The organism is Micromonospora sp. DH14 (assembly GCF_029809455.1).
GTDB lineage: Bacteria > Actinomycetota > Actinomycetes > Mycobacteriales > Micromonosporaceae > Micromonospora > Micromonospora parva.
In genome coordinates this window covers 1-22433 of record NZ_JARVKT010000008.1, presented here as the reverse complement: position 1 = coordinate 22433, position 22433 = coordinate 1, and the positions used below count along the sequence as shown (strand labels likewise).

24 protein-coding genes are annotated in these 22433 nt (G+C 72.9%); 11 read left to right on the top strand and 13 right to left on the bottom strand.

What is annotated here, in order from left to right:
* The first annotated feature begins 31 nt into the window (after positions 1-31).
* Positions 32-223, top strand: coding sequence for a 50S ribosomal protein L28 (rpmB, locus tag QCZ28_RS12885; RefSeq protein ID WP_007456456.1), 192 nt, complete (start codon positions 32-34; stop codon positions 221-223).
* 82 nt (positions 224-305) lie between these two features.
* Here rpmB and QCZ28_RS12880 read toward each other — a convergent pair whose 3' ends face one another.
* Together QCZ28_RS12880 and QCZ28_RS12875 are read right to left on the bottom strand one after the other, a co-directional pair.
* Positions 306-767 (bottom strand): GNAT family N-acetyltransferase, encoded by a 462-nt coding sequence (locus tag QCZ28_RS12880; protein ID WP_279516881.1) that lies wholly within the window; start codon positions 765-767, stop codon positions 306-308.
* A 29-nt stretch (positions 768-796) separates the two neighbouring features.
* Positions 797-1786 carry a thiamine-phosphate kinase gene (locus tag QCZ28_RS12875; RefSeq protein WP_279516880.1) on the bottom strand — a complete coding sequence of 330 codons (990 nt, stop codon included), beginning with the start codon at positions 1784-1786 and terminating at the stop codon, positions 797-799.
* 96 nt (positions 1787-1882) lie between these two features.
* On the opposite strand from QCZ28_RS12875, the gene QCZ28_RS12870 reads away from it, so the two are divergent.
* Positions 1883-2116, top strand: coding sequence for an Lrp/AsnC ligand binding domain-containing protein (locus QCZ28_RS12870; RefSeq protein ID WP_030335303.1), 234 nt, complete (start codon positions 1883-1885; stop codon positions 2114-2116).
* 30 nt (positions 2117-2146) lie between these two features.
* Positions 2147-2809 carry a DUF3515 family protein gene (locus QCZ28_RS12865; RefSeq protein ID WP_279516879.1) on the top strand — a complete coding sequence of 221 codons (663 nt, stop codon included), beginning with the start codon at positions 2147-2149 and terminating at the stop codon, positions 2807-2809.
* Between the two features lie 54 nt (positions 2810-2863).
* Here the strand turns inward: QCZ28_RS12865 and QCZ28_RS12860 are convergent, their stop codons facing one another.
* Positions 2864-3964, bottom strand: coding sequence for a D-alanine--D-alanine ligase (locus QCZ28_RS12860; RefSeq protein WP_279516878.1), 1101 nt, complete (start codon positions 3962-3964; stop codon positions 2864-2866).
* Positions 3965-4161: 197 nt separating this feature from the next.
* Complete coding sequence (locus QCZ28_RS12855; RefSeq protein ID WP_030335309.1) at positions 4162-4380, bottom strand: hypothetical protein; 219 nt, start codon at positions 4378-4380, stop codon at positions 4162-4164.
* Between the two features lie 278 nt (positions 4381-4658).
* On the opposite strand from QCZ28_RS12855, the gene QCZ28_RS12850 reads away from it, so the two are divergent.
* Positions 4659-5504, top strand: a complete 846-nt coding sequence (locus tag QCZ28_RS12850) for a helix-turn-helix transcriptional regulator (RefSeq protein WP_030335311.1) — start codon at positions 4659-4661, stop codon at positions 5502-5504.
* Between the two features lie 5 nt (positions 5505-5509).
* A complete protein-coding gene (locus tag QCZ28_RS12845; RefSeq protein WP_030335312.1) occupies positions 5510-5710 on the top strand; it encodes a DUF397 domain-containing protein in 201 nt (66 codons plus the stop codon).
* A 42-nt stretch (positions 5711-5752) separates the two neighbouring features.
* On the opposite strand, the gene QCZ28_RS12840 is transcribed toward QCZ28_RS12845, so the two are convergent.
* The 5 genes from QCZ28_RS12840 to QCZ28_RS12820 form a co-directional block, all read right to left on the bottom strand.
* A complete protein-coding gene (locus QCZ28_RS12840; protein ID WP_279516877.1) occupies positions 5753-6802 on the bottom strand; it encodes an ROK family protein in 1050 nt (349 codons plus the stop codon).
* Between the two features lie 172 nt (positions 6803-6974).
* Positions 6975-7760, bottom strand: coding sequence for a putative protein N(5)-glutamine methyltransferase (locus QCZ28_RS12835; protein ID WP_279516876.1), 786 nt, complete (start codon positions 7758-7760; stop codon positions 6975-6977).
* Between the two features lie 144 nt (positions 7761-7904).
* Positions 7905-9023, bottom strand: a complete 1119-nt coding sequence (locus QCZ28_RS12830; protein WP_030335318.1) for a cystathionine gamma-lyase — start codon at positions 9021-9023, stop codon at positions 7905-7907.
* A gap of 8 nt (positions 9024-9031) precedes the next feature.
* On the bottom strand, positions 9032-10039 hold the full coding sequence (locus QCZ28_RS12825) for an NAD(P)-dependent glycerol-3-phosphate dehydrogenase (protein WP_279516875.1): 1008 nt from the start codon (positions 10037-10039) through the stop codon (positions 9032-9034).
* Positions 10036-10773: a lysophospholipid acyltransferase family protein gene (locus QCZ28_RS12820; RefSeq protein WP_279516874.1), complete on the bottom strand. Its 738-nt coding sequence runs from the start codon at positions 10771-10773 to the stop codon at positions 10036-10038. Before QCZ28_RS12820 ends, QCZ28_RS12825 begins: the two co-directional genes overlap by 4 nt.
* A 128-nt stretch (positions 10774-10901) precedes the next feature.
* On the opposite strand from QCZ28_RS12820, the gene cofC reads away from it, so the two are divergent.
* The 5 genes from cofC (at position 10902) to QCZ28_RS12795 (ending at position 16658) form a co-directional block, all read left to right on the top strand.
* Positions 10902-11546 carry a 2-phospho-L-lactate guanylyltransferase gene (gene cofC / locus QCZ28_RS12815; protein ID WP_279516873.1) on the top strand — a complete coding sequence of 215 codons (645 nt, stop codon included), beginning with the start codon at positions 10902-10904 and terminating at the stop codon, positions 11544-11546.
* Positions 11547-11646: 100 nt separating this feature from the next.
* Entirely contained in the window at positions 11647-11844 is a 198-nt protein-coding gene (locus QCZ28_RS12810) for a hypothetical protein (protein ID WP_030335323.1), read from the top strand.
* A 54-nt stretch (positions 11845-11898) separates the two neighbouring features.
* Entirely contained in the window at positions 11899-14247 is a 2349-nt protein-coding gene (locus QCZ28_RS12805; RefSeq protein ID WP_279516872.1) for an RNA degradosome polyphosphate kinase, read from the top strand.
* Between the two features lie 24 nt (positions 14248-14271).
* Complete coding sequence (locus QCZ28_RS12800; RefSeq protein ID WP_279516871.1) at positions 14272-15792, top strand: CYTH and CHAD domain-containing protein; 1521 nt, start codon at positions 14272-14274, stop codon at positions 15790-15792.
* Complete coding sequence (locus QCZ28_RS12795; protein WP_279516870.1) at positions 15780-16658, top strand: NUDIX hydrolase; 879 nt, start codon at positions 15780-15782, stop codon at positions 16656-16658. Before QCZ28_RS12800 ends, QCZ28_RS12795 begins: the two co-directional genes overlap by 13 nt.
* 30 nt (positions 16659-16688) lie before the next feature.
* On the opposite strand, the gene QCZ28_RS12790 is transcribed toward QCZ28_RS12795, so the two are convergent.
* From QCZ28_RS12790 to leuC, 4 genes are all read right to left on the bottom strand, one after another.
* Positions 16689-18644, bottom strand: coding sequence for an endonuclease/exonuclease/phosphatase family protein (locus tag QCZ28_RS12790; RefSeq protein WP_279516869.1), 1956 nt, complete (start codon positions 18642-18644; stop codon positions 16689-16691).
* Between the two features lie 161 nt (positions 18645-18805).
* A complete protein-coding gene (locus tag QCZ28_RS12785; protein ID WP_347815103.1) occupies positions 18806-19474 on the bottom strand; it encodes an HU family DNA-binding protein in 669 nt (222 codons plus the stop codon).
* 172 nt (positions 19475-19646) lie between these two features.
* Positions 19647-20234, bottom strand: a complete 588-nt coding sequence (gene leuD / locus QCZ28_RS12780) for a 3-isopropylmalate dehydratase small subunit (RefSeq protein WP_279516867.1) — start codon at positions 20232-20234, stop codon at positions 19647-19649.
* A 14-nt stretch (positions 20235-20248) separates the two neighbouring features.
* Positions 20249-21694: a 3-isopropylmalate dehydratase large subunit gene (gene leuC, locus QCZ28_RS12775; protein WP_279516866.1), complete on the bottom strand. Its 1446-nt coding sequence runs from the start codon at positions 21692-21694 to the stop codon at positions 20249-20251.
* 49 nt (positions 21695-21743) lie between these two features.
* Here leuC and QCZ28_RS12770 point away from each other — a divergent pair, with 49 nt between their 5' ends.
* A complete protein-coding gene (locus QCZ28_RS12770) occupies positions 21744-22430 on the top strand; it encodes an IclR family transcriptional regulator (protein ID WP_007456408.1) in 687 nt (228 codons plus the stop codon).
* The last annotated feature ends 3 nt before the right edge of the window (positions 22431-22433 follow it).

Below are 22433 nucleotides of genomic sequence, written 5' to 3'. Positions count from 1 at the left end.
CTCATGAACGTATCAATCCCAGGAGTATCCCGTGGCTAGCGTGTGCGACGTCTGTGGCAAGGGACCGGGCTTCGGCCACAACGTGTCCCACTCGCACCGGCGGACCAACCGCCGCTGGAACCCGAACATCCAGTCGGTGCGTACCCCGGCCGGTGGCGGCAACACCAAGAAGTTGCAGGTCTGCACCTCGTGCATCAAGGCCGGCAAGGTCACCCGCGCCTGACGCGGTAGCACCCACCTTCTCGTTCGACTCAGCCGGCGGACCCTCGGGGTCCGCCGGCTGAGTCGTGTGCGCGGCGGGCGGGTCAGAGGGTGCGGCCGAAGGAGATGCAGCCCTCCGCGTCCTTGTAGAAGCCGAAGTTCGGGATCCGCTCGTACCCGGCGGAGTCGTACATGGCGATCGCCTCGGGCTGTTTGTCGCCGCACTCCAGCACCACCCGCTTGCGGCAGTGCTCGCGGGCGGAACGCTCGACGGCCGCCAACACCGCGCGGGCCACCCCCCGCCCCCGCGCCGCCGGCACCGTGTACATCCGCTTCAGCTCCGCGGTGTCCGCGCCGTGGCTACGCCAGCCACCGCAGCCGACCGGCTCACCGCCCAGGTAGGCGACGAGGAACGCGCCATCGGGCGGCTCGAACTCGGCCGCGTCCACCGGGGTGTCGTCGCCGGTGCCGCCGTAGCGGGCACCGAGGTCGGCGAGGGCGGCCTGGATCAGGTGCTGTGCGACCGGCGCGTCGAACCGCACCACCCGGATCTCGATCTCACTCACGTGCCCAGCGTACGGCGGTGGCCCGGGTCTCAGCGGAAGTGGTCCCAGCCGGCCGGGCCGTCGTAGCCGACGCCGTCGACAGTCACGCCGGCACCGTCAGTGACCAGGCCGATCGGCCGCCAGCCCGGCGGCAGCGGCACCGCCGGGGGGAAGGTCGCGGCCAGCGCGTGGTCGTCGCCACCGGCGAGGATCCAGGTGTACGGGTCGACGCCGAGTGCCTGCGCCGCGTCGGCCATCTGCCGGGGCACCTCGAACCCGTCCCGGCGTACGTCGATGGCCACCCCGCTGGCCGCCGAGATGTGCCCGAGGTCGGCGAGGAGCCCGTCCGAGATGTCGATCATGGAGGTGGCGCCGGATCGGGCGGCCTGCGGGCCGGCCTGGTAGGGCACCTGTGGCCGCCGGTACGCCTCGACCAGCAGCCTCGGGGTGCGGAACCCCCGGGTCAGCACTGTCAACCCCGCTGCCGCGTACCCGGTGCGCCCGGCCAGGGCGAGCACGTCCCCGGGTCGGGCGCCGGAGCGCAGCACCGGTGGGTGGCCCGCCAGGTCGCCCAGCGCGGTGACCGCGACGGTCAGGGTGGGGCTGGCCGACATGTCCCCACCGACGACGCTCGCGCCGACCGTCGCCGCCTCCGCGGACAGCCCGTCGGCCAACTCCTCCGCCCAACCGGTGTCCAGGTCCGCCGGCATGCAGAGCGCGACCAGCAGGGCGGTCGGTGTGGCACCCATCGCCGCGATGTCGGCCAGGTTGGCCGCCGCCGCCCGGTGCCCGACGTCGCGGGCCGAGGACCAGTCCCGCCGGAAGTGCCGCCCGTCGACCAGCACGTCCGTGGAGGCCGCCACCCGGCCGTCCGGCGCGGCCACCACCGCCGCGTCGTCACCCGGACCGAGTAGGGTCGTCGGCCCGTACGACAGTCGGGCGGTGATCTTCCCGATCAGCCCGAACTCCCCGATCCCGGACACGCCGACGCCACCGCGGGCGTTGCGCCCGTGCTGCCCGGCTCCGCCGTGCTCGCTCACCGCTGCTCCTTGACCACCGATAGGGATCAGACCTGGTCCGTAAGGTAGTTTCACCCTTCGGGCCGCTCCCGGGCGGCGACGGACGGAGGTCGAGTCGTGGTACAGGCGTACATCCTCATCCAGACCGAGGTCGGCCGCGCACGTGACGTGGCGGGTCTCATCGCGGACATCTCCGGCGTGGTTCGCGTCGACGCCGTCACCGGGCCGTACGACGTGGTCGTCCTCACCGAGGCGAACACCGTCGACGAGCTCGGCAAACTCATCGTCAGCAAGGTGCAGATGGTGCCCGGCATCACCCGCACCCTCACGTGTTCGGTGGTGCGGCTGTAAGTGGACGAGTTGACATCATCCTCCTCCGCGGTGGACGACGACGGTGCGCGCGACGCGACCGACGGCACGTCCGGGCCGGCTGACGGTAACGGCGAGCCGGCCGATCCCGCCGCCGCCGCGCCGGCCGGCCGCGACCGGACCATGCGGGGCGCTGCCCTGCTGGCCACGGTGATAGCCCTGCCGATCACGCTGCTGGTGGCCGTGTTGGCCTTCAACAAGCTCAGCCCGGACACTCCGGCCGCCGCGCCGAGCCCCTCCGCGACCACCGCGCGGGTGCAGTCCACCGCCCCGGTGGAGATGCCCGCCCCGGCGCTGGCCGCCCGCCCGGCCACGGTCTGCCGGGCGCTGTTGTCCCAACTCCCGGCGAGCATCCGCGACCTGGCCCAGCGGCCGGTCACCGCCGGCCCGGAGCAGAACGCCGCGTACGGCGACCCCGCGCTCACCGTGGCCTGTGGCGGCACCAAGCCGACCTTCCCCAGCACCGACGAGGTCTGGACGGTCAACGGGGTCTGCTGGCACCTTGCCGAGCAGGCCGACGACGCGGTGCTCTCCACTGTCGACCGGGAGACGCTGATCACGGTGCGCGTCCCGGGCGCGTACGAGCAGCCGTTGCAGTGGTTGCCGGCGATCTCCAGCACGATCGTGGCGAGCGTGCCGTCCGGCGGGGCCGTCCCGTCCGGCTGCCAGCGCTGAGCACGAACCGACCCCGCCCGCACCGGCTGGGCCGCGCGGGCGGGGTCGGACGGCTCAGTGCAGGCCGACGCCGCGTCGCTGGGCGGTACGGATCAGGCGGTTGACCAGCTTCGGGTACTCCAGGCCGGAGGCCGCCCACATCCGCGGGAACATCGACGTCGGGGTGAAACCGGGCATCGTGTTGATCTCGTTGAGGTAGACGTCCAGCTCGGGCGTGACGAAGAAGTCGGCGCGGGCCAGACCGGCGCAATCCAGTGCGGTGAACGCGCGGACCGCGTACTCCTGCACCTGACGGGTCACCTTGTCCGGCAGGTTGGCCGGAATGTCGTACTCGCAGGAGTCGTCGAGGTACTTCGCCTCGAAGTCGTAGAAGTCGTGGTCGGCGACGACCCGCACCTCGGCCAGCACTGACGCCTCGGGCGCGCCACCGGCCTCGCCCTCCAGCACCCCGCACTCGATCTCGCGGCCGACGATCGCGGCCTCGATGATGACCTTCGGGTCGAACTGCCGGGCGGCGGCGACCGCCGCGTCCAGCTGCGCCCAGTCGGTGACCTTGTTGACGCCGAACGACGACCCGGCTCGGGACGGCTTGACGAAGACCGGCAGGCCGAGCCGCTCCTTGTCCTCCTCGCTGAGGGTCATCCCGTTGCGCAGCACGGCGTACGAGCCGACCGGGATGCCCTCGACGGCGCAGAGCTTCTTGGTGAACTCCTTGTCCATGGCGGCGGCGGAGGCGAACACGTTCGCCCCGACGTAGGGGATGCCGGCCATCTCCAGCATTCCCTGGATGGTGCCGTCCTCGCCGTACGTGCCGTGCAGCACCGGGAAGACCACGTCCACGTCGGCCAGCGCCCGGGGGCCCTCGGTGGGGTCGAGCACCATCAGGCCGTTGCCGGTGGGGTCGGCGCGCAGCACGATGTCGTCGCCGGAGTCGGCGGTGATCTCCGGGAGCTGACGGGCGTTGATCGCGAGCTGGGCGGGATCGCCGTTGGTCAGCACCCACTGGCCGGCCCGGGTGATGCCCACCGGCACCACCTCGAACTCGTCCGGGTCGAGTGCGCCGAACACGCTGCCGGCGCTGACACAGGAGATGCCGTGCTCCGGGCTGCGGCCGCCGAAGACGATCGCCACGCGGGTCTTGCCTGGGGTGGTCACTCCGGTCACCTCTTCGTACGCGACTGCGGCTGGTCGTGCTCGCCGGTGGCGCTCACCCGGTTGACCTTACTGTGCGTGGCGGAAGGGCGAGGCGATACCCGGCGAGCCACGGCACGACACGGCAACTGGTCATCAGAGGATATACGGTGTGTAACCGGGAGGTAGCGCTGTCGCAGGCCGCTGACCTGGGCCTGCGCTCAGTCCCGGGAGTGCCGGCGACCGACCGCTATCACCTTCACCCGCTGCCGGCCGGCCCGCACCATGCCCAGCGCCATGAACGCGCCGGCGATGCGGTCGGCGGCCTCCCGGCTGCTGGCCCCGACGACCTGCCGGCGCCGCTCCGGCGCGACCCGCTCGTTGCGGTTGACGCCCTCGACCGGACGCACGTCGGTGAGCACCACGAGGAAACGGGTCATCGTGGGCCGACCCAGGGTACGGCGGGGGGCTCCGGGCGGGTTCGCACGTCGTCTCCTTCCGGCGGGCCGGGATGGCGGGGCGGCACGCGACGATCGGGTACGGGGGAGAAACCCGATCGCCGCGCGCCCCATCCCCTCCGGTCGCTCACCACCACCGTCGCCACGACAACCGGCGGTGAGGACGCCATAACAGATTGACACGTGTACAGCCGTGAATGCAACTCTCATCGACGTTCTCTCATGCAGACGTTCCCGCAAATGTGTGCGACCATCGATGCATGGCCCCGAAGACCGCCCGTGCCCGCCGGCTCGGCATCGCCCTGCGCCATCACCGGGAAGCCGCCGGGCTGACGCTGGAGACCGCGGCGGATGAGATCAACAGCACCCGCAGCACTCTCTCCCGGTACGAGAACGCCCAGACCCTGATCAGCCCGGCCACCGTGCGCGCCCTGCTCACGTCGTACGGGGTGAGCGCCGAGGAGGTGGCCGCGGCGGTGCAGCTGGCCAAGGACGCCCGCAAGCCGGGCTGGTGGGTGTCGTACTCGTACCTGCTGGACCCCCGCACCATCGACTTCATCGCGCTGGAGGCCGAGGCGACAGCCATCGCCAACTTCGAGCCCTCGGTGGTGCCCGGCCTGTTGCAGACCGCCGACTACATCCGTGGCGTGATGCGCGGCGGGCCGCACACCCTCGGCGACGACCTGGTCGAGCAACGGGTCAAGATCCGGCTCGACCGGCAACAGCGGCTCACCGCCGACCAGCCGCCCATCCTCGACGCGATCATCGACGAGGGCGCGCTGCTGCGCCCGGTCGGTGAGCAGTCGGTGATGAACGGGCAACTACGGCACCTGGTCAAGATGGCCGAGTTGCCGAACATCACCGTCCAGGTGATCCCGCTCTCCGCCGGCTACCACCGGGGCACCCGGGGTTCCCTGCACATCCTGGAGTTCGCCGACCCGGAGGACCCGATCATCGCGTCGGTGGAAACCGTCGCAGGTCAGATGATCCTCGACCGCGCCGGTGAGACGCGTACCTGCACCAAGATCATGGAGCATCTCCGAAGCGTGGCGCTCAGCCCGGCGGACAGCCGCGAGATGCTCCTGTCAGTCCTGAAGGGACGGTAGGACCGATGACACCGATGATCACAGCGGCCTTGGCCGCGGCGGCGTGGCGCAAGAGCAGCCGCAGCGGCGACGAGGGCGCCTGCGTGGAGGTTGCCGCGATACCGAGGCTGGTGGCCGTCCGCGACTCGAAGGACCCGGCCGGCCCGGCGCTGCTGTTCCCCACGGCGGCCTGGGCCGCCTTCGCCCAGGCGCCACCCCAGCGCTGACCAGACGTGCCTGAGCCGGCGTGGGTCGAGGCCCGCGCCGGCTCAGGCAACCAGCGGTCGGGGCTCCGGAGCGGCGCGCAGCGCCTCCAGCGCGGCGATCGCGACGCCCCGGGCGCCGGCCATGTCCCGGTCCGGCACCAACGCGAAGATGGCCACCGCCGCCTGCTCCTCACGGAGCACCGTGTGCTCGCGGACCGTCGCCAGGAACCAGTCCCGGAACTCCGGCGCCGCCTCGACCACCCCACCGCCGACGAAGTACGCGTGCGGGTCGGTGAAGTTCGCCGCCACCGTGAACAGCCGTCCCAACGCCATCGCCTGCTGGGTGAACAGGTCCCGCGCGAGAGCGTCTCCCCGTTCGCCGTAACCGCGCACCAGCTTGGCCGCCCGGGCCACCGGCTCGGCGACGAGCGGATGGTCGGGGTACCGGGTCAGCCAGTACGGCAGCAGGTTGCGTTCGATGCCGGTCAGCGAGGCGACGCTCTCCACATCACCGGTGAAGCCGCAGGCGCAGGTGGGGTCCGGCTGGCCCGGGCCGAGCAGCCCGTTCAGCGGGATGTGCACATGGCCCAGCTCCCCCGCCATGCCTGCCGCACCGGCGATCACCCGACCGCTCTCGACCACCCCGCCACCCAGGCCGGTGCCGACGATCGCGGACACCGACGAACGGCTCATCGCGTCGGCCCCGAAGTAGACGTGGTGGGCGTAGAGCGCCGCCGCGTTGCCGTCGTTGTGGTAGATCACCGGCAGGCCGAGCCGTCGCTCCAACGCGCCCCGCACGTCGAAACCGCGCCAGGCCGGTTGGGAGAAGTTGGTGGAACCCCGCGAGGAGATGACACCCTCGGCGCTGGCCGGGCCCGGAGTGTCCAGCCCGACCGCCCGGACCAGGTCACGCGGCACGCCGGTCTGCGCCAGGGCGCCGTCCAGCGCCCGGGCCAACGCCTCGATCGCCGCCTCCGGCCCGGCCCCCACCTCGCTGGGGATCTCCAAGAGCCCGTCCACCAGGAAGCGACCGTCCACCGTCAGCACGGTGGCGTTGTTGCTGGTGCCGCCGTTGTCCAACCCGACGACCACCGGCACCCCTGCGCTGCCCACCGAAACCGCCTCCCGCCGTCATGAGTGTGAGCCGAGGCTAGTGCCAACCCCTCTCCCCCGCCACGCCCCGCCCCGCCCTCCCCGCGATCTTGCACTTACTGTCCCGACATAAGGTCCATTCAGCTCGTAACGTCAACCGAAACTGCAAGATCGCCGGGGTGGGGGTGGAGAGTTAGGGGCGGCGGGCTGTTAGGGCGGTGGCGTTCCGGAGTTCGTCATGGTGGACGGTGGGGATCAGGCCGGCTTTCTGGAATGACTCGCAGAGGGCATCCACCTGGGTCGTACCGACCTCGACCACCAGGTGACCACCGGGGGCCAGCCAGTCGGCCGCGCCGCTGCCCACCCGGCGCAGCACTAAGAGCCCGTCCGGGCCGCCGTCGAGCGCCACCGGGGCCTCGTGCAGCCGCGCCTCCGGCGGCATCAGCGCCACTGCGTCGGTCGGCACGTACGGTGCGTTGGCGACCACCAGGTCGAGCCGGCCCCGCCACCGCCGGGGCAGCGGATCGAACAGGTCGCCCTCGTACACCTCGGCGTCCAGCCCGACGACGTTGCGGCGGGCACAGGCCACGGCCGCCGGGTCGATGTCGGCGGCGGCCAGCCAGCGCGGCGCGAGCCGGTGCGCCAGCGCGACAGTGGTGGCCCCGGAGCCGCAGCAGAGGTCGACCACGGCCGGCGCCGGACCGGTCACCTCGGCCGCCGCCTCGACCAGCAGGGCGGTGCGGGCACGCGGGACGAAGACGCCCTCGTCGACGGCGATCCGCAGGCCGCAGAACTCCGCCCAGCCGAGCAGGTACTCCAACGGTTCGCCGGCCACCCGGCGGGCGGTCAGGTCGGCCAGCGCCGCCGGGGTGTCCGCCGCGGCCAGCAGCAGGTCTGCCTCGTCCTCGGCGTACACGCAGCCGGCGGTGCGCAGCCGGTGCACGAGGGCAGGACGGTCGGTGGGGAACGGTGGTGCCATGGGAATCCTCCGGGAAACGCTCGCCGGCGCTCCCGTGGCCGCTATCGCGGCAGGAACACGGGAGGAAGGGCCGGTCCTGTCTGTGCGCGGATCGGACTCACCTCCTCCGGTCGGGGCCGCCGGCGCGGCCGTCGACACCCTAGCTCAGACCGGCCCGGCCGCGTCCAACGCGGCGGCGATGTCGGCCACCAGGTCCGCGGTGTCCTCCGCGCCGCAGGAGAGCCGGACGAAGCCGGGAGCGGTGTCGTCGCCCCACTGCGCCCGCCGGTCCGCCGTGGTGTGCAGGCCACCGAAGGAGGTCGCCGCCGCCACCAGCCGGGCGGCCTCGATGAATCGGCCCACCCGGTCGGCGTCGCCCAGGTCGAACGAGAGCACCCCCGGTATCCGGTGCATCTGCGCCGAGGCCACCGGGTACGCGGGGTCGTCCGGCCGCCCCGGCCACCGCAGGCCGGTCACGTCCGACCGGCCGGCGAGCAGGTCGGCGACCGCCGCGGCGTTCGCGCTCTGCCGCGCCAACCGCAGGTCGAGAGTGGCCAGTGACCGGTGGGCCAGCCAGGCGTCGAACGCGCCCGGCACCGCCCCGGTGGTGGTCCGCCAGGTCGTCACCGCGTCGATCAGCTCGGCGGACCGGCTGGCCAGGTAGCCCAGCAGCAGGTCGGAGTGGCCGGTGAGCGCCTTCGTGCCGGAGGCGACCACCAGGTCGGCGCCGAGATCCAGGGGGCGCTGACCGAGCGGGGTGGCAGTGGTGTTGTCCACCGCGAGCAGCGCGCCGGCGGCGTGCGCCCGCTCGGCGAGGGCGGCCACGTCGACCACGTCCAGACCCGGGTTGGCCGGCGTCTCCACCAGCACCAGCCGGACGCCCTCGAACGACGGGTACGGCCCGACGGTCGGCACGAACAGCACCCGGACGCCGATGGCCTCCAGCACATCGGTGGCGAACGCCCGGACCGGGAAGTATCCGTCGCTGGGCAGCACCACGGTGTCCCCCGGCCGCAGCAGGGTGAGCAGCAGGCCGGTGATGGCCGCCTGGCCGGTCGCGAAGACCCGGCAGTCACCACCCTCCAACTCGCCCACGGCCGCCTCCAGCAGCCGCCGGGTCGGGTTGTCGGGGCGGCCGTAGCCGTTCGGCGACGTGCCCTGACCCTGGAACGGGTCGAGGTGGTACGGCGCGGCGAAGACCGGCCCGGGCAGGAACGAATCCCCCGGTGCCGGCTCGGGCAGTCCCGCGCGGACGCAGCGGGTGCCGTCTCCCCACTCGCTCATCGGGTTCCTCACTCGTACGACTCGGGTTTGGCGGTGCGGCTCATCAGGGTCTCCACGGCGAGGCGGGGGTCCATCCCCTCGTGGCAGATCCGCTCGACGTGCTCGGTGATCGGCATCTCCACGCCGTGCGCCCGGGCCAGGTCGCGGATCGCCAGGCAGCTCTTCACGCCCTCGGCGGTCTGCCGGGTGGCGGCCTGGGCCTGCTCCAGCGTCTCGCCCCGGCCCAGATGCTCTCCGAAGGTGCGGTTGCGGGCCAGCGGGGACGAGCAGGACGCGACCAGGTCACCCATGCCGGCGAGGCCGGCGAAGGTGATCGGGTCCGCGCCGAGCGCCACGCCCAGCCGGGCCGTCTCGGCCAGCCCACGGGTCATCAGCATGGCCCGGGTGTTGTCGCCGAAACCCATCGCGGTGGCGATGCCGTACGACAGGGCGATCACGTTCTTGACCGCCCCGCCCAGCTCACAGCCGATCACGTCGTCGTTGGTGTAGGGGCGCAGGTACGGCGTCCGGATCGACGACTGGACGAGCGTGGCACGGGCGCTGTTCGTCCCGGCGACCACTGTCGCGGCGGGCTGCTCGACGGCGATCTCCGGGGCCAGGTTCGGGCCGGACACGACGACCACCCGGTCCGCGGCGACCCCGGCGGTCTCCACGATGACCTCGCTCATCCGCTTGGTGGTGCCCAGCTCGATGCCCTTCATCAGCGACACCAGGGTGGAGTCCGGGTGCAGGTGCCCGGCCCATTCGGCGAGGTTGCCGCGCAGCGTCTGCGACGGCACCGCCAGCACCACCACCTCGGCTCCGCTGATCGCCTCGGCGGCGTCGGTGGTGGCGGTGACGCGGGCGGGCAGCAGCAGGCCGGGCAGGTACTCCGGATTGCGGCGCTCGGCCCGGATGCTCTCGGCGACCGGCGCGCGACGGGCCCACACCGTCACGTCCCGCCCCGCGTCGGCGAGGATCTTGGCGAAGGCGGTGCCCCAGGAACCGGCACCGAGCACCGCGACGTGACCGCTCATGCCGCGTCGTCCCGCTGCTCACGGCCGACGGAGGACCGGGCCGGTCGCTCCCACAGTGGCGGCGGGGTACCGCCACGGATCTCGGCGAGCATGTCCCGCAGCCGCAACATGATGGTGTCCGTCATCTCCTCGAGGGTGGCCCGGGTCGGCTGGGCGTCCGCCCACCGGCTCAGGTCGATCGGTTCCCCGGCGGCAACGGTCACCGGGATCCGGGGGCGCAGGCTGACGCGGGTCGTCCGCGGGTCGAAGATCCGTTCCGGCCCCCACATCACCACCGGTACGACCGGGGCGCCGGTGGCCAGGGCCAGCCGGGCCGCACCGGTCTTGGCCTTCATCGGCCAGAGCTCCGGCTGTCGTGTGGTGGTGCCCTCAGGGTAGATCACCACCGCGCCGCCCTCGTTGAGCGCGGCGACCAGGGCGTCCAGCGAGCGCACGGCGTCCACGCTGCCCCGCTCGACCGGGATCTGCCGGCACCGGTGCAGGATCCAGCCGACCACCGGCACCCGGAACACGCTGGCCTTGCCCAGGTACTGCGGCCAACGCCCGGAGTCGTAGATGAAGTGCGCGGAAACCAGCGGGTCGGCGTGGGAGATGTGGTTCGCCACGATGATCATGCCGCCGTCGCGGCGGAGATGCTCCTGACCACGCCAGGTACGCCGGGTCCAGACGATCATCACCGGCTTCACCAGCCCCACGGCGAACCGTTGCCAGAACCCCAGCCTCCGCCGTGCCACTGTGCCTCCTCGTCGCGCCCCAACCCCGCCGCGAAATCCCGCCCGCGACGCCCGCAGCGGAAATCATGCCTGCTCGCCCCCGGTACGGCCAGCGAGGGTCCCGTCGTCCGGCTGGCAGGATTGCGGACGTGAGTCAGCCGAGGTGGGCAGTGGTGGTGCCGGTGAAGCCGCTGGCCGCGGCCAAGAGTCGGCTGCGTGGCGCGCTGCCCGGCGTACCGCACGAGGAGTTGGCGCTGGCCCTCGCGGCCGACACGCTCCGCGCGGTGCTGGCCTGTTCGGCGGTCGCCGAGGTCCTGGTGGTGACCGACGACGCCCGGGTGGCGGCGACGGCACGGGCGGCCGGCGCACGGGTGCTGCCGGACGAGCCGAACGCCGGCCTGAACGCCGCGTTGTGGCACGGGGCGGCCAGGGCCCGCGGGTGGGTGGCCGGGATCACCGCGGACGTGCCGGCGCTGCGCCCGACCGAACTGACCGGCGCGCTGCTCGCGGCGCAGAACAGCCGACCCACGGTCCGCCGGTTCCTGCCGGACACACCCGGCGAGGGAACAGTGCTGCTCACCGCTCCGCCGGGGGTACCGCTGGACCCTCGTTTCGGGGTGGGTTCGGCGCTCGCGCACGCGGCGAGCGGGGCGTTGCCGCTCGACGGCGACTGGCCCAGCCTGCGCCGGGACGTGGACACCGCCGCGGACCTGGCCGAAGCCGACCGGCTCGGGCTGGGGCCGCGCACGGCCGCGCTGGTGGCCGCCGGCCGCCCGGCCCGCGCCACCGGCTGAGCTTGTCCCGCCCGCTCCGCGGGCTGACCCCGCCCCGCTCCGCGGGCTGAGCCTGCCCGGGCCGCGCCACCGGCCGGACCCCCGGGTGTACGGTGCCAGCATGCAGGGCACTGTGGCCAGCTACGACGCGGCGACGCGCAGCGGGGTGCTGCTGCTCGACGACGGCACCGAGATGCGCTTCCCCGCGCGCGCCTTCGACGCCTCCGGGCTGCGGCTTCTCCGCCTCGGGCAGCGGGTCCGCATCGACACCGATCCCGACGGCGAGGTTGTCCGGGTGACATTGCCGACGATGATCTGACCCGGCGGGCCCAAGTTCATTTTGCGTTTACCGTAATCGGGTGATTATGAGCGGGTGAGCACCCCTCGCGAGCAACCGGCCCGCCCGCCCGCCACCAACCTCCGCAACGGCTCCACCGCGCGCGGCGCCGATGGGCGCTTCCGTCCGTCCCGCGCCGAACGCGCCGGCGCCGCCCGCGCCGACACCCTCGCCGACGACCCCGGCGCCGCCTCCTCCGGCCTAGACGAGGTCATCGACCCGGTGCCGCAGACCGAGGCGGACGGTCCGGCCGCCGGTGCGGTCCAACCGGTCGGATCGACAGCCGCCCCGCTGGCGGACGACGAAGAGCCTCCGGCCCCGCCGCTGCCGGAGGACCGGTTCCTCAACCGGGAGCTGTCCTGGCTCGACTTCAACGCCCGCGTGCTCACCCTGGCCGAGGACCAGCGCACCCCGCTGCTGGAGCGGGCCAAGTTCCTGGCCATCTTCGCCAGCAACCTCGACGAGTTCTACATGGTGCGCATCGCCGGACTGAAGCGGCGGCTCTCCGCCGGCCTGCCGGTACGCGGCGGGGACCGGCTGCCGCTGCGTACCCAGTTGGAGCTGATCGCCGAGCGCACCGCCGCCCTGGTCGCCCGGCACGCCGCCTGTTTCGTCGACGACGTGCTGCCCAAGCTCGCCGACGAGAGCATCCGGATATTGCGCTGGGGCGAGTTGGGCGACGCCGAGCGGGAACGGCTGCGCACCTACTTCCGGGAGTACATCTTCCCGGTGCTGACCCCGCTCGCGGTGGACCCGGCGCACCCGTTCCCGTACATCTCGGGGCGGTCACTGAACCTGGCGGTGGCGGTTCGTGACCCGGACGGCGGTTCGGAGCTGTTCGCCCGGGTCAAGGTGCCCAACAACGTGCCCCGTTTCGTCCGGGTGGACCGGGACCAGCCGGGCGTCCGGATGCTGCCCGTGGAGGACCTGATCTCGGTGCACCTGGGGCAGCTGTTCAGCGGCATGCAGGTGGTCGAGTGCCACCTGTTCCGGGTCACCCGCAACGCCGAGGTGGAGGTCGACGAGGACCGCGACGAGGATCTGCTCCAGGCCCTGGAGCGGGAGCTGGCCCGGCGGCGGTTCGGTCCGCCGGTCCGGCTGGAGGTCGCCGCGTCCATCTCCGACCACATGTTGGAGCTGCTCGTCCGCGAGCTGGACATGGACGACCAGGACGTGCTGCGGGTGCCCGGCCTGCTGGACCTCTCCGCGCTGTGGCAGGTCTACGGCGAGGCGGACCGGCCGGACCTGAAGGACCCGCCGTTCGTGCCGGCCACCCATCCCCGCCTCGCCGAGGGCGAGGTGCCGCGCAGCGTCTTCTCCACCCTGCGCGACGGCGACATCCTGGTGCACCACCCGTACCACTCGTTCGCCACCAGCGTGCAGCGCTTCATCGAGCAGGCCGCCGCCGACCCGAACGTGCTGGCCATCAAGCAGACCCTCTACCGGACCAGCGGCGATTCCCCGATCGTCGACGCGCTCGTCGACGCGGCCGCCGCCGGCAAGCAGGTGGTGGTGCTGGTGGAGGTGAAGGCCCGCTTCGACGAGGTGGCCAACATCGGTTGGGCCCGCACGCTGGAACGCGCCGGCTGTCACGTGGTGTACGGCCTGGTCGGCCTGAAGACGCACTGCAAGACCGCGTTGGTGGTCCGGCAGGAGGGCAACCAGATCCGCCGCTACTGCCACATCGGCACCGGCAACTACCACCCGAAGACGGCCCGACTGTACGAGGACTTCGGCATGCTCACCGCCGACCCGGAGATCGGCGCCGACCTCACCGACCTGTTCAACGTGCTGACCGGGTACAGCCGGCAGACCGCGTACCGGCGGCTGCTGGTCGCGCCGCAGGGCATCCGCAGCGGGCTGATCGAACGGATCGAACGGGAGATCTCGCACGTCCGTTTAGGCATGCCCGGCCTGGTCCAGTTCAAGGTCAACTCGCTGGTCGACGAGGGGGTGACCGACGCGTTGTACCGCGCCTCCCAGGCCGGCGTCCACGTCGACCTGCTCATCCGGGGCATGTGCACGCTGCGCCCCGGGGTGCCGGGGTTGTCGGAGAACATCCGGGTCCGCTCGATCCTCGGCCGGTTCCTGGAACACTCCCGGGTCTTCCGGTTCGGCAACAACGGTGAGGCCGAGTTCTGGATGGGCTCGGCCGACCTCATGCACCGCAACCTGGACCGCCGGGTGGAGGCGCTGGTGCAGGTGAGCGACCCGATCGCCCGCGCCGAACTGGACCAGGTGCTCACCGCCGCGATGAGCCCCGAAGTGGACGCGTTCGAGCTGGCCGGCGACGGCACCTGGACCCGGCGTACCGGCGGTGACGACACCGCCCGGGAGCATCTGCAGGAACTGTTGCTGCGCCGCGTCGGTGGCACGGCCAGCTGACCGCGCAGCGCATAGGCTGAGCTGATGGTCGAGGAGGAGCAGAAGTACGAGGTGGACGACACCTACGTGCTGCCGGACCTGGCCGGTGCCGCCCCGGCCGGAGGTCGGGTCCGGGCGCTGCCACCGGTGACGCTGGTCGCCCGCTACCTCGACACCGTCGACCTGCGGCTGGCCCGGTCCGGTGCGTCGTTGCGCCACCGGCGGGGAGACGAGCTGCCCTGGACGGTGAAACTACCGACCGGGACGCCGGGCGTCCGGCACGAGATCTCCCGGCCCGGGCCGAAGCGGCAGCCGCCACCGGAGCTGGTGGAGTTGGTCACCGTCCTGCACCGGGGGGCGCCACTGGCCCCGGTGGCGGTGGTCCGGACGGTACGGCACGCATACGAGGTGTGTGACCGGGCCGGCACGGTGCTCGCCGAGGTGGTGGACGACCGGGTGACGGTGCTCGACGACGCCGGCACCACCACCGACACGTTCCGCGAGGTGGAGGTGGAGCGCAAAGCCGGCGACCGGGAGCTGCTCGACCGGGTCGGTGGGGTGCTGCGCCAGGCCGGCGCCCGGGGCGGGTCGTTCACGCCGAAGCACGTCCGGGCGCTGGGCGCGGCAGCGCGGGCCGAGCCGGACCTGGTCGCGCCGGCCGGATTGACCGCCGAGCCGAGCGCCGGCGAGGTGGTGACCGAGTCGGTCCGCAAGGAGGTCCGCCGGCTGTTGGCGCACGACCCGCTGGTCCGGCTGCGCGCCTCGGCCGCCGGTGACGACACCGCCGTGCATCAGATGCGGGTGGTCTGTCGACGCCTGCGCAGTGATCTGCGCACCTTCAAACCGTTGCTGCGCAAGAGCTGGTCGGGCCCGCTGCGCGCCGAGCTGCGCTGGTTGGCCGGGGTGCTCGGGGCGGCCCGCGACGCCGAGGTGCTGCGCGCGCGGCTGCGTCGTACCGCCGACGCCGATCCGCTCAGCCCGCTCGACCGGGGCGCTGTGGACCGGCTCGACGAGGTGCTCGCCGAACGGCAGCGGCGGGCGTTCACCGCCATCGACGAGATGCTGCGCTCCGCGCGTTACCTGGCCCTGGTGGACTCCCTGGTGCTGGCCGCCGGCGCGCCCCGGCTCACCCGCCGGGCGGCCGCGCCCGCCACCGAGGCGCTACCCGCGCTGGTGGCGCGCCCGTGGCGGCGGTTGACCGGGCCGGACGGCGTCGACGGGCTGGACGCGCAGTCGCCGGACGACCGCTGGCACGCCGTCCGCAAGGAGGGCAAACAGGCCCGGTACGCGGTCAACGCGGTGGCCCCGACGGTCGGCAAGGGCGCGCGCCGGTTGTCCCGCGCCCTCGCCCGGGTCCAGGACGTGCTCGGCGAGCACCAGGACGCGGCGGTGGCGGCGGACACCTGGCTGGAGATCGCCGCCGCGCGGCCGGACGACCACGAGCTGGCGGTCACCGCCGGGCGGCTGGCCGAACGGGACCGCGCCTCGGTGCGCCGGGCGCGGGATCGCCTGCCGGCTGCCTGGCACCGGGCCACCCGCCGACGGCGGACCAGTTGGCTGCCGTGACCGGCATCCGGGCCGCCGGCGGGGTGGCCTGGCGGCCGACCGACGACGGCGTACGCGTCTGCGTGGTGCACCGCCCCCGCTACGGCGACTGGACACTGCCGAAGGGCAAACTGGAACCGGGCGAGCATGCGCTGGCCGCGGCGGTCCGTGAGGTGGCCGAGGAGTCCGACGTGCGGGGTGTGCCGCAGGTGCGGCTGCCCTCGGTGCGCTACCGCAGCGAGGGGCAGCCCAAGCTGGTCGACTACTGGTCGATGCTCGCGGTGGCCAGCGGCGGTTTCCAACCGGACACCGAGGTGGACGACATCCGCTGGCTCCCTGTCGACGACGCGATCCGGTTGGTCAGCTACCCGCACGACGCCGAGGTGTTGGCGGCGTTCGCCGCGCTGCCGTCGGTGACGGCGACGATCGCTGTGGTCCGGCACGCGCACGCCGGTAAGCGGGCCACCTGGTCCGGCCCGGACGTCGGACGCCCCCTGGACGCCGAGGGGTGGGCCCAGGCGAACGCGCTGGCCGAGCTGATCGCCCTGATCCGACCGGCCCGGCTGGTGTCGGCGTCGCCGCGACGGTGCGTGCAGACGCTCGACCCGGCCGCCGCGTTGCTCGACCTGCCGATCGAGGTCTGCGGCGACCTGGACGAGCCGCAGCCCGGCCAGCAGAGCGACGAGCAGATCCTGGCCACCGCCGCCCGGCTGCTGGAGTTGGCGGGCACCGGTGGGCAGGCGGTGGTGTGCAGTCAGGGCAAGGTCCTGCCCGGTGCCCTGGAGCGGCTGACCGGCCGTACCGATGAGGACTTCGCCACCCCGAAGGGCGGCGGCTGGCTGCTCGCCTTCGCCGGTGACCGGCTGCTGGCCACCGACCGCCTGTAGGGCCTTGCGTTCGCCCGGGCCGGTCCCCGGTCAGCGGGGCGGCAGGGTCACCGTCACCGCGACCGGCAGGTGGTCGCTGGCGGTGCTGCGCGGCGCGACCGGATCAGCGGCGGTCAGCTGGGGCGAGACGAAGATGTGGTCGATCTGCTGGCGCGGGTCGTCCGCCGGGCTGGTCGCCAACGGTCGGGCGGCGGCCAACGCGTCGACCAGGCCCGCCCTGGTGAACTCCGCGAACGCCTCGTCGCCCGGCTCGGTGTTCAGGTCGCCTCCCACCACCAACGGTCGACCGGCCGCGTACCGGATGGCGAAGTCGGCGACCGCGCGGGCCTGGACCACCGGTCCGGTGCCCGGCGGCGGTTGCAGGTGGGTGCTGACCACCGCGGTACGCACACCGTCGCCGAGGTCCAGCGTGACCGCGAGGGCCTGCGCCCCGGTGGGCGCGCCGACGGCGGCCAGCGGCAGGCTGCGCGGATCGCGCACCGGCCAACGGCTGAGCACCGCGTCACCCCAGACCGGATCGGCGGCCGGCCCGAAGACGTACGGCATCCCGAGCCGGTCGGCCAGCAGGTCCAGGGTGTCGTGCCCGCCGTTGAGCAGCCACGCCCGGTCCACCTCGCTGAGCAGCACCACATCGGGCCGTTGCCGGTCGACGACCTCGGCGAGGCCGGTCAGGTCGAACCGGCCGTCGAGCCCGAAACCCATCCGGATGTTGTACGCCACCACCGTCAACCGTTGCGGCGGGCCCTCCCGGTTGCTGGCCACCGGCACCTCGTCGGCGAGCACGGGTGCCAGCAGGGCCAGCGAGGTGACAGCGGCGGTGGCCCGTAACGGCGGGAACGGCCCGGGACGCCGGTGGGCGACGGGACGGGCGGTGAACGCCACGGCGGCGATCAGCACGGCCACCACCACTGGCACCGCGGCGTTGGGGTAACCCAGGTCGTAGGCCGAGTAGTAGCCGACCGCTCCGAGCGCGAAGACGAGCATGCCGGCGGCTACCGCGTACCCCCGGCGGGAGGCGCTGGCGTCCGCGGCGTCGCTGGCGTGGTCGGTGCTGTCGTCGGCGCTGTCGTCGGTCAGCGCGAGGCACGCACCGAGACCGACCGCGGCGAGGAGGATGGCCGGCAGGAGCAGGTCACCCCGGTCGAGGGCGAACAGCACCGCGCCGCTGAGCAGCGCCGCCGGACCGTACGCCCGGCCCCACCCCCGTGGCGGGCGGGTCAACGCGGCGCCCAGGAACCCGGCGACCGCCACCGGCACCGGTGCCAGGCCGAACAACGGCGAACGAGCCACCCCGTCCCCGACCAGGTACGACATGCCGGTCCGGGCCAGCGCCGGGGAGAGCGCCACCATCGCGGCCAACAGCAGCGCGGGCCCGGCCACCAGCCAGGCCCGGCCACCACCGGGGCCCCTACGGGCCTCAGCGGGACCGTCAGGGCCGTCAACGGTGGCGGTACGGGCGGCGTCCGTGCCGCCGCGCTGGCCCGGTTGCGCCGTGCCGACCAGGAACACCGTCACCGCGACGACGCTGAGCAGCCAGGCCACCCCGTCGCCCCGCCAGACCAGATCGACGGTGTCGAGCACCGCGTGCACCGCCGCGTTGACAGCGAACCCCAACGCCAGGCCCGGGACCGGTCGGTCGGTGTCGGCGGCGACGCCGACCAGCCAGACCAGGCCGGCGAGCAACCCGGCGGTGGCCACCCAGAGCTGGGTACGCCCACCGGGAGCGGCGGTGAGGGTGAGCCGGGCGACGGCGAGCGCGACGGCGGCGACGACGGTGACCGGGCGGGCGCCGACTCGGCGGACCACTGCCGGTGCGCCCAGCGCGAGCACGAACCAGCCGAGGGCGAACGCCCCCATCAGCTCGGCGGGGGTGGACGCCGCCTGACCGAAGATGGTGATGATGCCGGGCAGCCAGACCCGCAGCACGTCGATGAGGAGGAGCACGCCCAGCGCGAGCGTCCCGGTGGTGAGCTGGCGGTAGCGCACCGGCGCCCCACTTCCCGTCGACGGGCCGGCGGAGGGGGGCCGGCACGGCGATTCTGCGCGAGCGGGCCAACCGGGTCAACGGTCCCCGTACGCGCGAATTCGGGCCCGGCACGCCGCAAGGGCGCCCACCCACGGGTGGACGCCCTTGCGGAGCGGGTCGGTCAGCGCTTGCTGGCCGCCTTCTTGGCCGGGGCCTTCTTCGCGGGGGCCTTCTTGGCCGCCGTGCTCTTGCTCGCCGCCGCGGTGGTCTTCTTCGCCGCGGTCGACCGGGTCGCCGCGGTGGTCTTCTTCGCCGCGGTGGTCTTCTTGCTGGCGGCCGTCTTGGTCGCCGTGGTGCTCTTGCTCGCCTTGGCCGGGGCGGTCTTCTTGCTGGCGGCCGTCTTGGTCGCCGTGGCGGTCTTGGTCGCCTTGGCCGCGGCGGTCTTCTTGCTGGCCGCCTTGGCCGCGGTCGCCTTGGTGCCCGTCGCCTTCGCGCCGGTCGCCTTCGCGCCGGCCGCCTTGGCCGTGGTGGTGCTGGTGGCGGCCTTCTTCGTCGCCACCGTGGCCTTCGGCACCTTGCCGCTGGCCACCATCTCCTTGAACCCGGCGCCGGGGCGGAAGGTCGGGACTGAGGTCTTCTTGACCTTCACCGCCTCGCCGGTACGCGGGTTGCGCGCTGTTCGTGCGCCACGCACACGCTTTTCAAATGCTCCGAATCCGGTGATCGCCACCTTCTCGCCCTTGGTGACCGCCGCCTGGACCTCGGTGAGGACCGCGTCGAGCGCGGCCGTCGCCATCTTCCGGTCCCCCAGGCGAACGGCGAGCGCCTCGATGAGCTCGGCCTTGTTCACGACTTCCTCCCGATTGTGCAACTGACTCGTCGCGAGCCATTCTGCGCGCACGGTATGCCCTGTGCTGCCGGGACACAAACATTCGGTAGAAAAAAGCCCTTGTGTCGTAACGGATTCACCCCCACCGGTTGGACCGATGGGGGTGAAATCCGCTGTGCGAGCGGCCTAACGGCTATGCCACGGAGGGCAGGAACGGCAGTCGGCGCGCCTCGTAGGAGTCGATGTCGGCGGCGTGCCGGAGGGTGAGTCCAATGTCGTCGAGGCCTTCCAGCAGGCGCCAACGGCTGAAGTCGTCCAGCGGGAACGACCAGCTCGCATCCCCCGCCCGGAGCTGGCGGGCGGTCAGGTCGACGGTCACCGGGGTGCTCGGGTCACCCTCGACCAGGTCCCACAACTCTTCGACGGCTTTCAATTCCAACTCGACCGGCAACAGACCTTCCTTGAGGGCGTTGCCGCGGAAGATGTCACCGAAGCGCGGGGCCACCACGGCGCGGAAGCCCCAGTCCCGTAGCGCCCAGACGGCGTGCTCCCGGGAGGACCCGGTGCCGAACTCCGGGCCGGCGATGAGGATCGACGCCCCGGAATAGTTTTCATCGTTGAGCACGAATGTCGGATCTTCCCGCCAGGCACTGAACAGCCCGTCGGCGAATCCGGTCCGGGTCACCCGCTTGAGGTACACGGCGGGGATGATCTGATCGGTGTCCACGTTGGACCGGCGTAGCGGCACGGCGGTGCCGGTGTGGGTGGTGAACTTGTCCATCTCGTCGGTCCCTTCTACAGGTCGGCGGGGGCGGCCAGCCGGCCGACCACGGCGGTGGCGGCGGCCACCGGCGGGGAGACCAGGTGGGTACGCCCACCCCGGCCCTGACGGCCCTCGAAGTTGCGGTTCGAGGTGGAGGCGGAACGCTCGCCCGGCTTCAGCGTGTCGGGGTTCATGCCGAGACACATGGAGCAGCCGGCGAACCGCCACTCGGCCCCGGCGTCGGCGAAGACCTTGTCCAGCCCTTCGGCCTCGGCCGCCTCGCGTACGGCGGCGGAGCCCGGCACCACGAGCATCCGGACGCCGTCGGCGACCCGGTGGCCCCGCAGCACGTCGGCGGCGGCCCGCAGGTCCTCCAGGCGACCGTTGGTGCAGGACCCCACGAAGACCACGTCGATGGGCAGCTCCCGCAGCGGGGTGCCGGGGCGCAGGTCCATGTACTCCAGGGCCCGGCGGGCGGCGGTGCGCTCCGAGTCGGTGGTGAACTCCTCCGGGTCCGGCACCGGGGCGCTCAGCGGCGCACCCTGCCCGGGGTTGGTGCCCCAGGTGACGAACGGGGTGATCTGGCTGGCGTCCAGGGTCACCTCGGCGTCGAAGCGCGCCCCCTCGTCGGTGGGCAGCGTCCGCCACCACGCCACCGCTGCGTCCCAGTCCGCGCCCTGCGGCGCGTTCGGGCGACCCTTGAGGTACGCGAAGGTGGTCTCGTCCGGCGCGATCATGCCGGCCTTGGCGCCCCACTCGATGGACATGTTGGCGATGGTCATCCGCCCCTCCATGGAGAGGGCGCGGATCGCCTCACCGCGGTACTCGACGATGTGCCCGCGACCCCCACCCGTGCCGACCTGCGTGATCAGCGCGAGCACCAGGTCCTTGGCGGTCACGCCGGGCGCGAGGCGACCGGTGACGTTCACGGCCATCGTCTTCGGCCGGCTCTGCGGCAGCGTCTGGGTGGCCAGCACGTGCTCCACCTCGCTGGTGCCGATGCCGAAGGCGAGCGCGCCGAAGGCGCCGTGGGTGGCGGTGTGCGAGTCGCCACAGACGATCGTCAGACCCGGCTGGGTGAGACCGAGCTGCGGGCCGATCACGTGCACGATGCCCTGGTTGTCGTCGCCGAGCGGGTGCAACCGCACCCCGAACTCGGCGCAGTTGCGGCGCAACGTCTCGATCTGCGTACGCGACGTCGGGTCCGCGATGGTGAGCAGGTCACCACGGCGGAGGCGGAACGCCGGGTCGGCGTACCCGGTCGGGGTGTTGTGGTCCTCGGTCGCGAGGGTCAGGTCGGTACGACGCACCCGGCGCCCGGCGAGCCGCAGCCCGTCGAACGCCTGCGGGCTGGTCACCTCGTGCAGCAGGTGCAGGTCGATGAAGAGCAGGTCCGGCTCACCGGCGGCGGACCGTACGACGTGCGCGTCCCAGACCTTCTCGGCCAGGGTCCTCGGCTCAGGAGTGACTCCCACCATCTGGACATCCTAAATTCTGGGAGGTAAGTTTCGGCTTGTGGGACACAGTATGAGCGGTGTCGGCGTTCTCGACAAGGCGGTGGTCATCCTGGCCGCCTGCGTGGACGGCGCCAGCCTGGCCGAACTCGTTGAACGCACCAAGCTGCCCCGAGCCACCGCACATCGGCTGGCCCAGGCCTTGGAGATCCACCGGATGCTGGTGCGCGACACCCAGGGCAGATGGCGGCCCGGCCCCCGGCTGGGCGAGCTGGCCAACGCCGCACCCGACGTTCTGCTGACCGCCGCCGAGCCGTTGCTGGCCGCGCTGCGCGACGCCACCGGTGAGAGCGCGCAGCTCTACCTGCGCCGCGCCGACGAGCGGATCTGCGTGGCGGCAGCCGAGCGCGCCAGCGGCCTACGGGACACCGTCCCGGTCGGCTCGGTGCTGCCGATGACGGCCGGCTCAGCGGCCCAGATCCTGCTCGCCTGGGAGCCGCCGGAGGCGGTGATGCCGCTGCTGCCGCGCAGCAAGTTCACCGGCCGCACCCTCGCTGAGGTACGCCGTCGCGGCTGGGCGCAGAGCGTCGCCGAGCGGGAGGCGGGTGTGGCGAGCGTCTCGGCCCCGATCCGCGACCGCACCGGGAGGGTGATCGCCTCGGTCAGCATCTCCGGCCCGATCGAACGCCTCGGCCGCCGCCCCGGCGAACGCCACGCCATGGCCGTGGTGAGAGCCGGCCAACGCCTGTCCGGCCTCTAACCC

Coding starts and splice junctions, on each gene's coding strand:
- QCZ28_RS12855 (WP_030335309.1), bottom strand. CDS start 4,380: ATGACCCGTTTCCTCGTGGTGCTCACCGACGTGCGTCCGGTCGAGGGC.
- QCZ28_RS12845 (WP_030335312.1), top strand. CDS start 5,510: ATGACACCGATGATCACAGCGGCCTTGGCCGCGGCGGCGTGGCGCAAG.
- QCZ28_RS12835 (WP_279516876.1), bottom strand. CDS start 7,760: ATGGCACCACCGTTCCCCACCGACCGTCCTGCCCTCGTGCACCGGCTG.
- leuC (WP_279516866.1), bottom strand. CDS start 21,694: ATGGTGGGAGTCACTCCTGAGCCGAGGACCCTGGCCGAGAAGGTCTGG.
- QCZ28_RS12825 (WP_279516875.1), bottom strand. CDS start 10,039: ATGAGCGGTCACGTCGCGGTGCTCGGTGCCGGTTCCTGGGGCACCGCC.
- QCZ28_RS12850 (WP_030335311.1), top strand. CDS start 4,659: ATGGCCCCGAAGACCGCCCGTGCCCGCCGGCTCGGCATCGCCCTGCGC.
- leuD (WP_279516867.1), bottom strand. CDS start 20,234: ATGGACAAGTTCACCACCCACACCGGCACCGCCGTGCCGCTACGCCGG.
- QCZ28_RS12810 (WP_030335323.1), top strand. CDS start 11,647: ATGCAGGGCACTGTGGCCAGCTACGACGCGGCGACGCGCAGCGGGGTG.
- QCZ28_RS12830 (WP_030335318.1), bottom strand. CDS start 9,023: ATGAGCGAGTGGGGAGACGGCACCCGCTGCGTCCGCGCGGGACTGCCC.
- QCZ28_RS12770 (WP_007456408.1), top strand. CDS start 21,744: ATGAGCGGTGTCGGCGTTCTCGACAAGGCGGTGGTCATCCTGGCCGCC.
- QCZ28_RS12800 (WP_279516871.1), top strand. CDS start 14,272: ATGGTCGAGGAGGAGCAGAAGTACGAGGTGGACGACACCTACGTGCTG.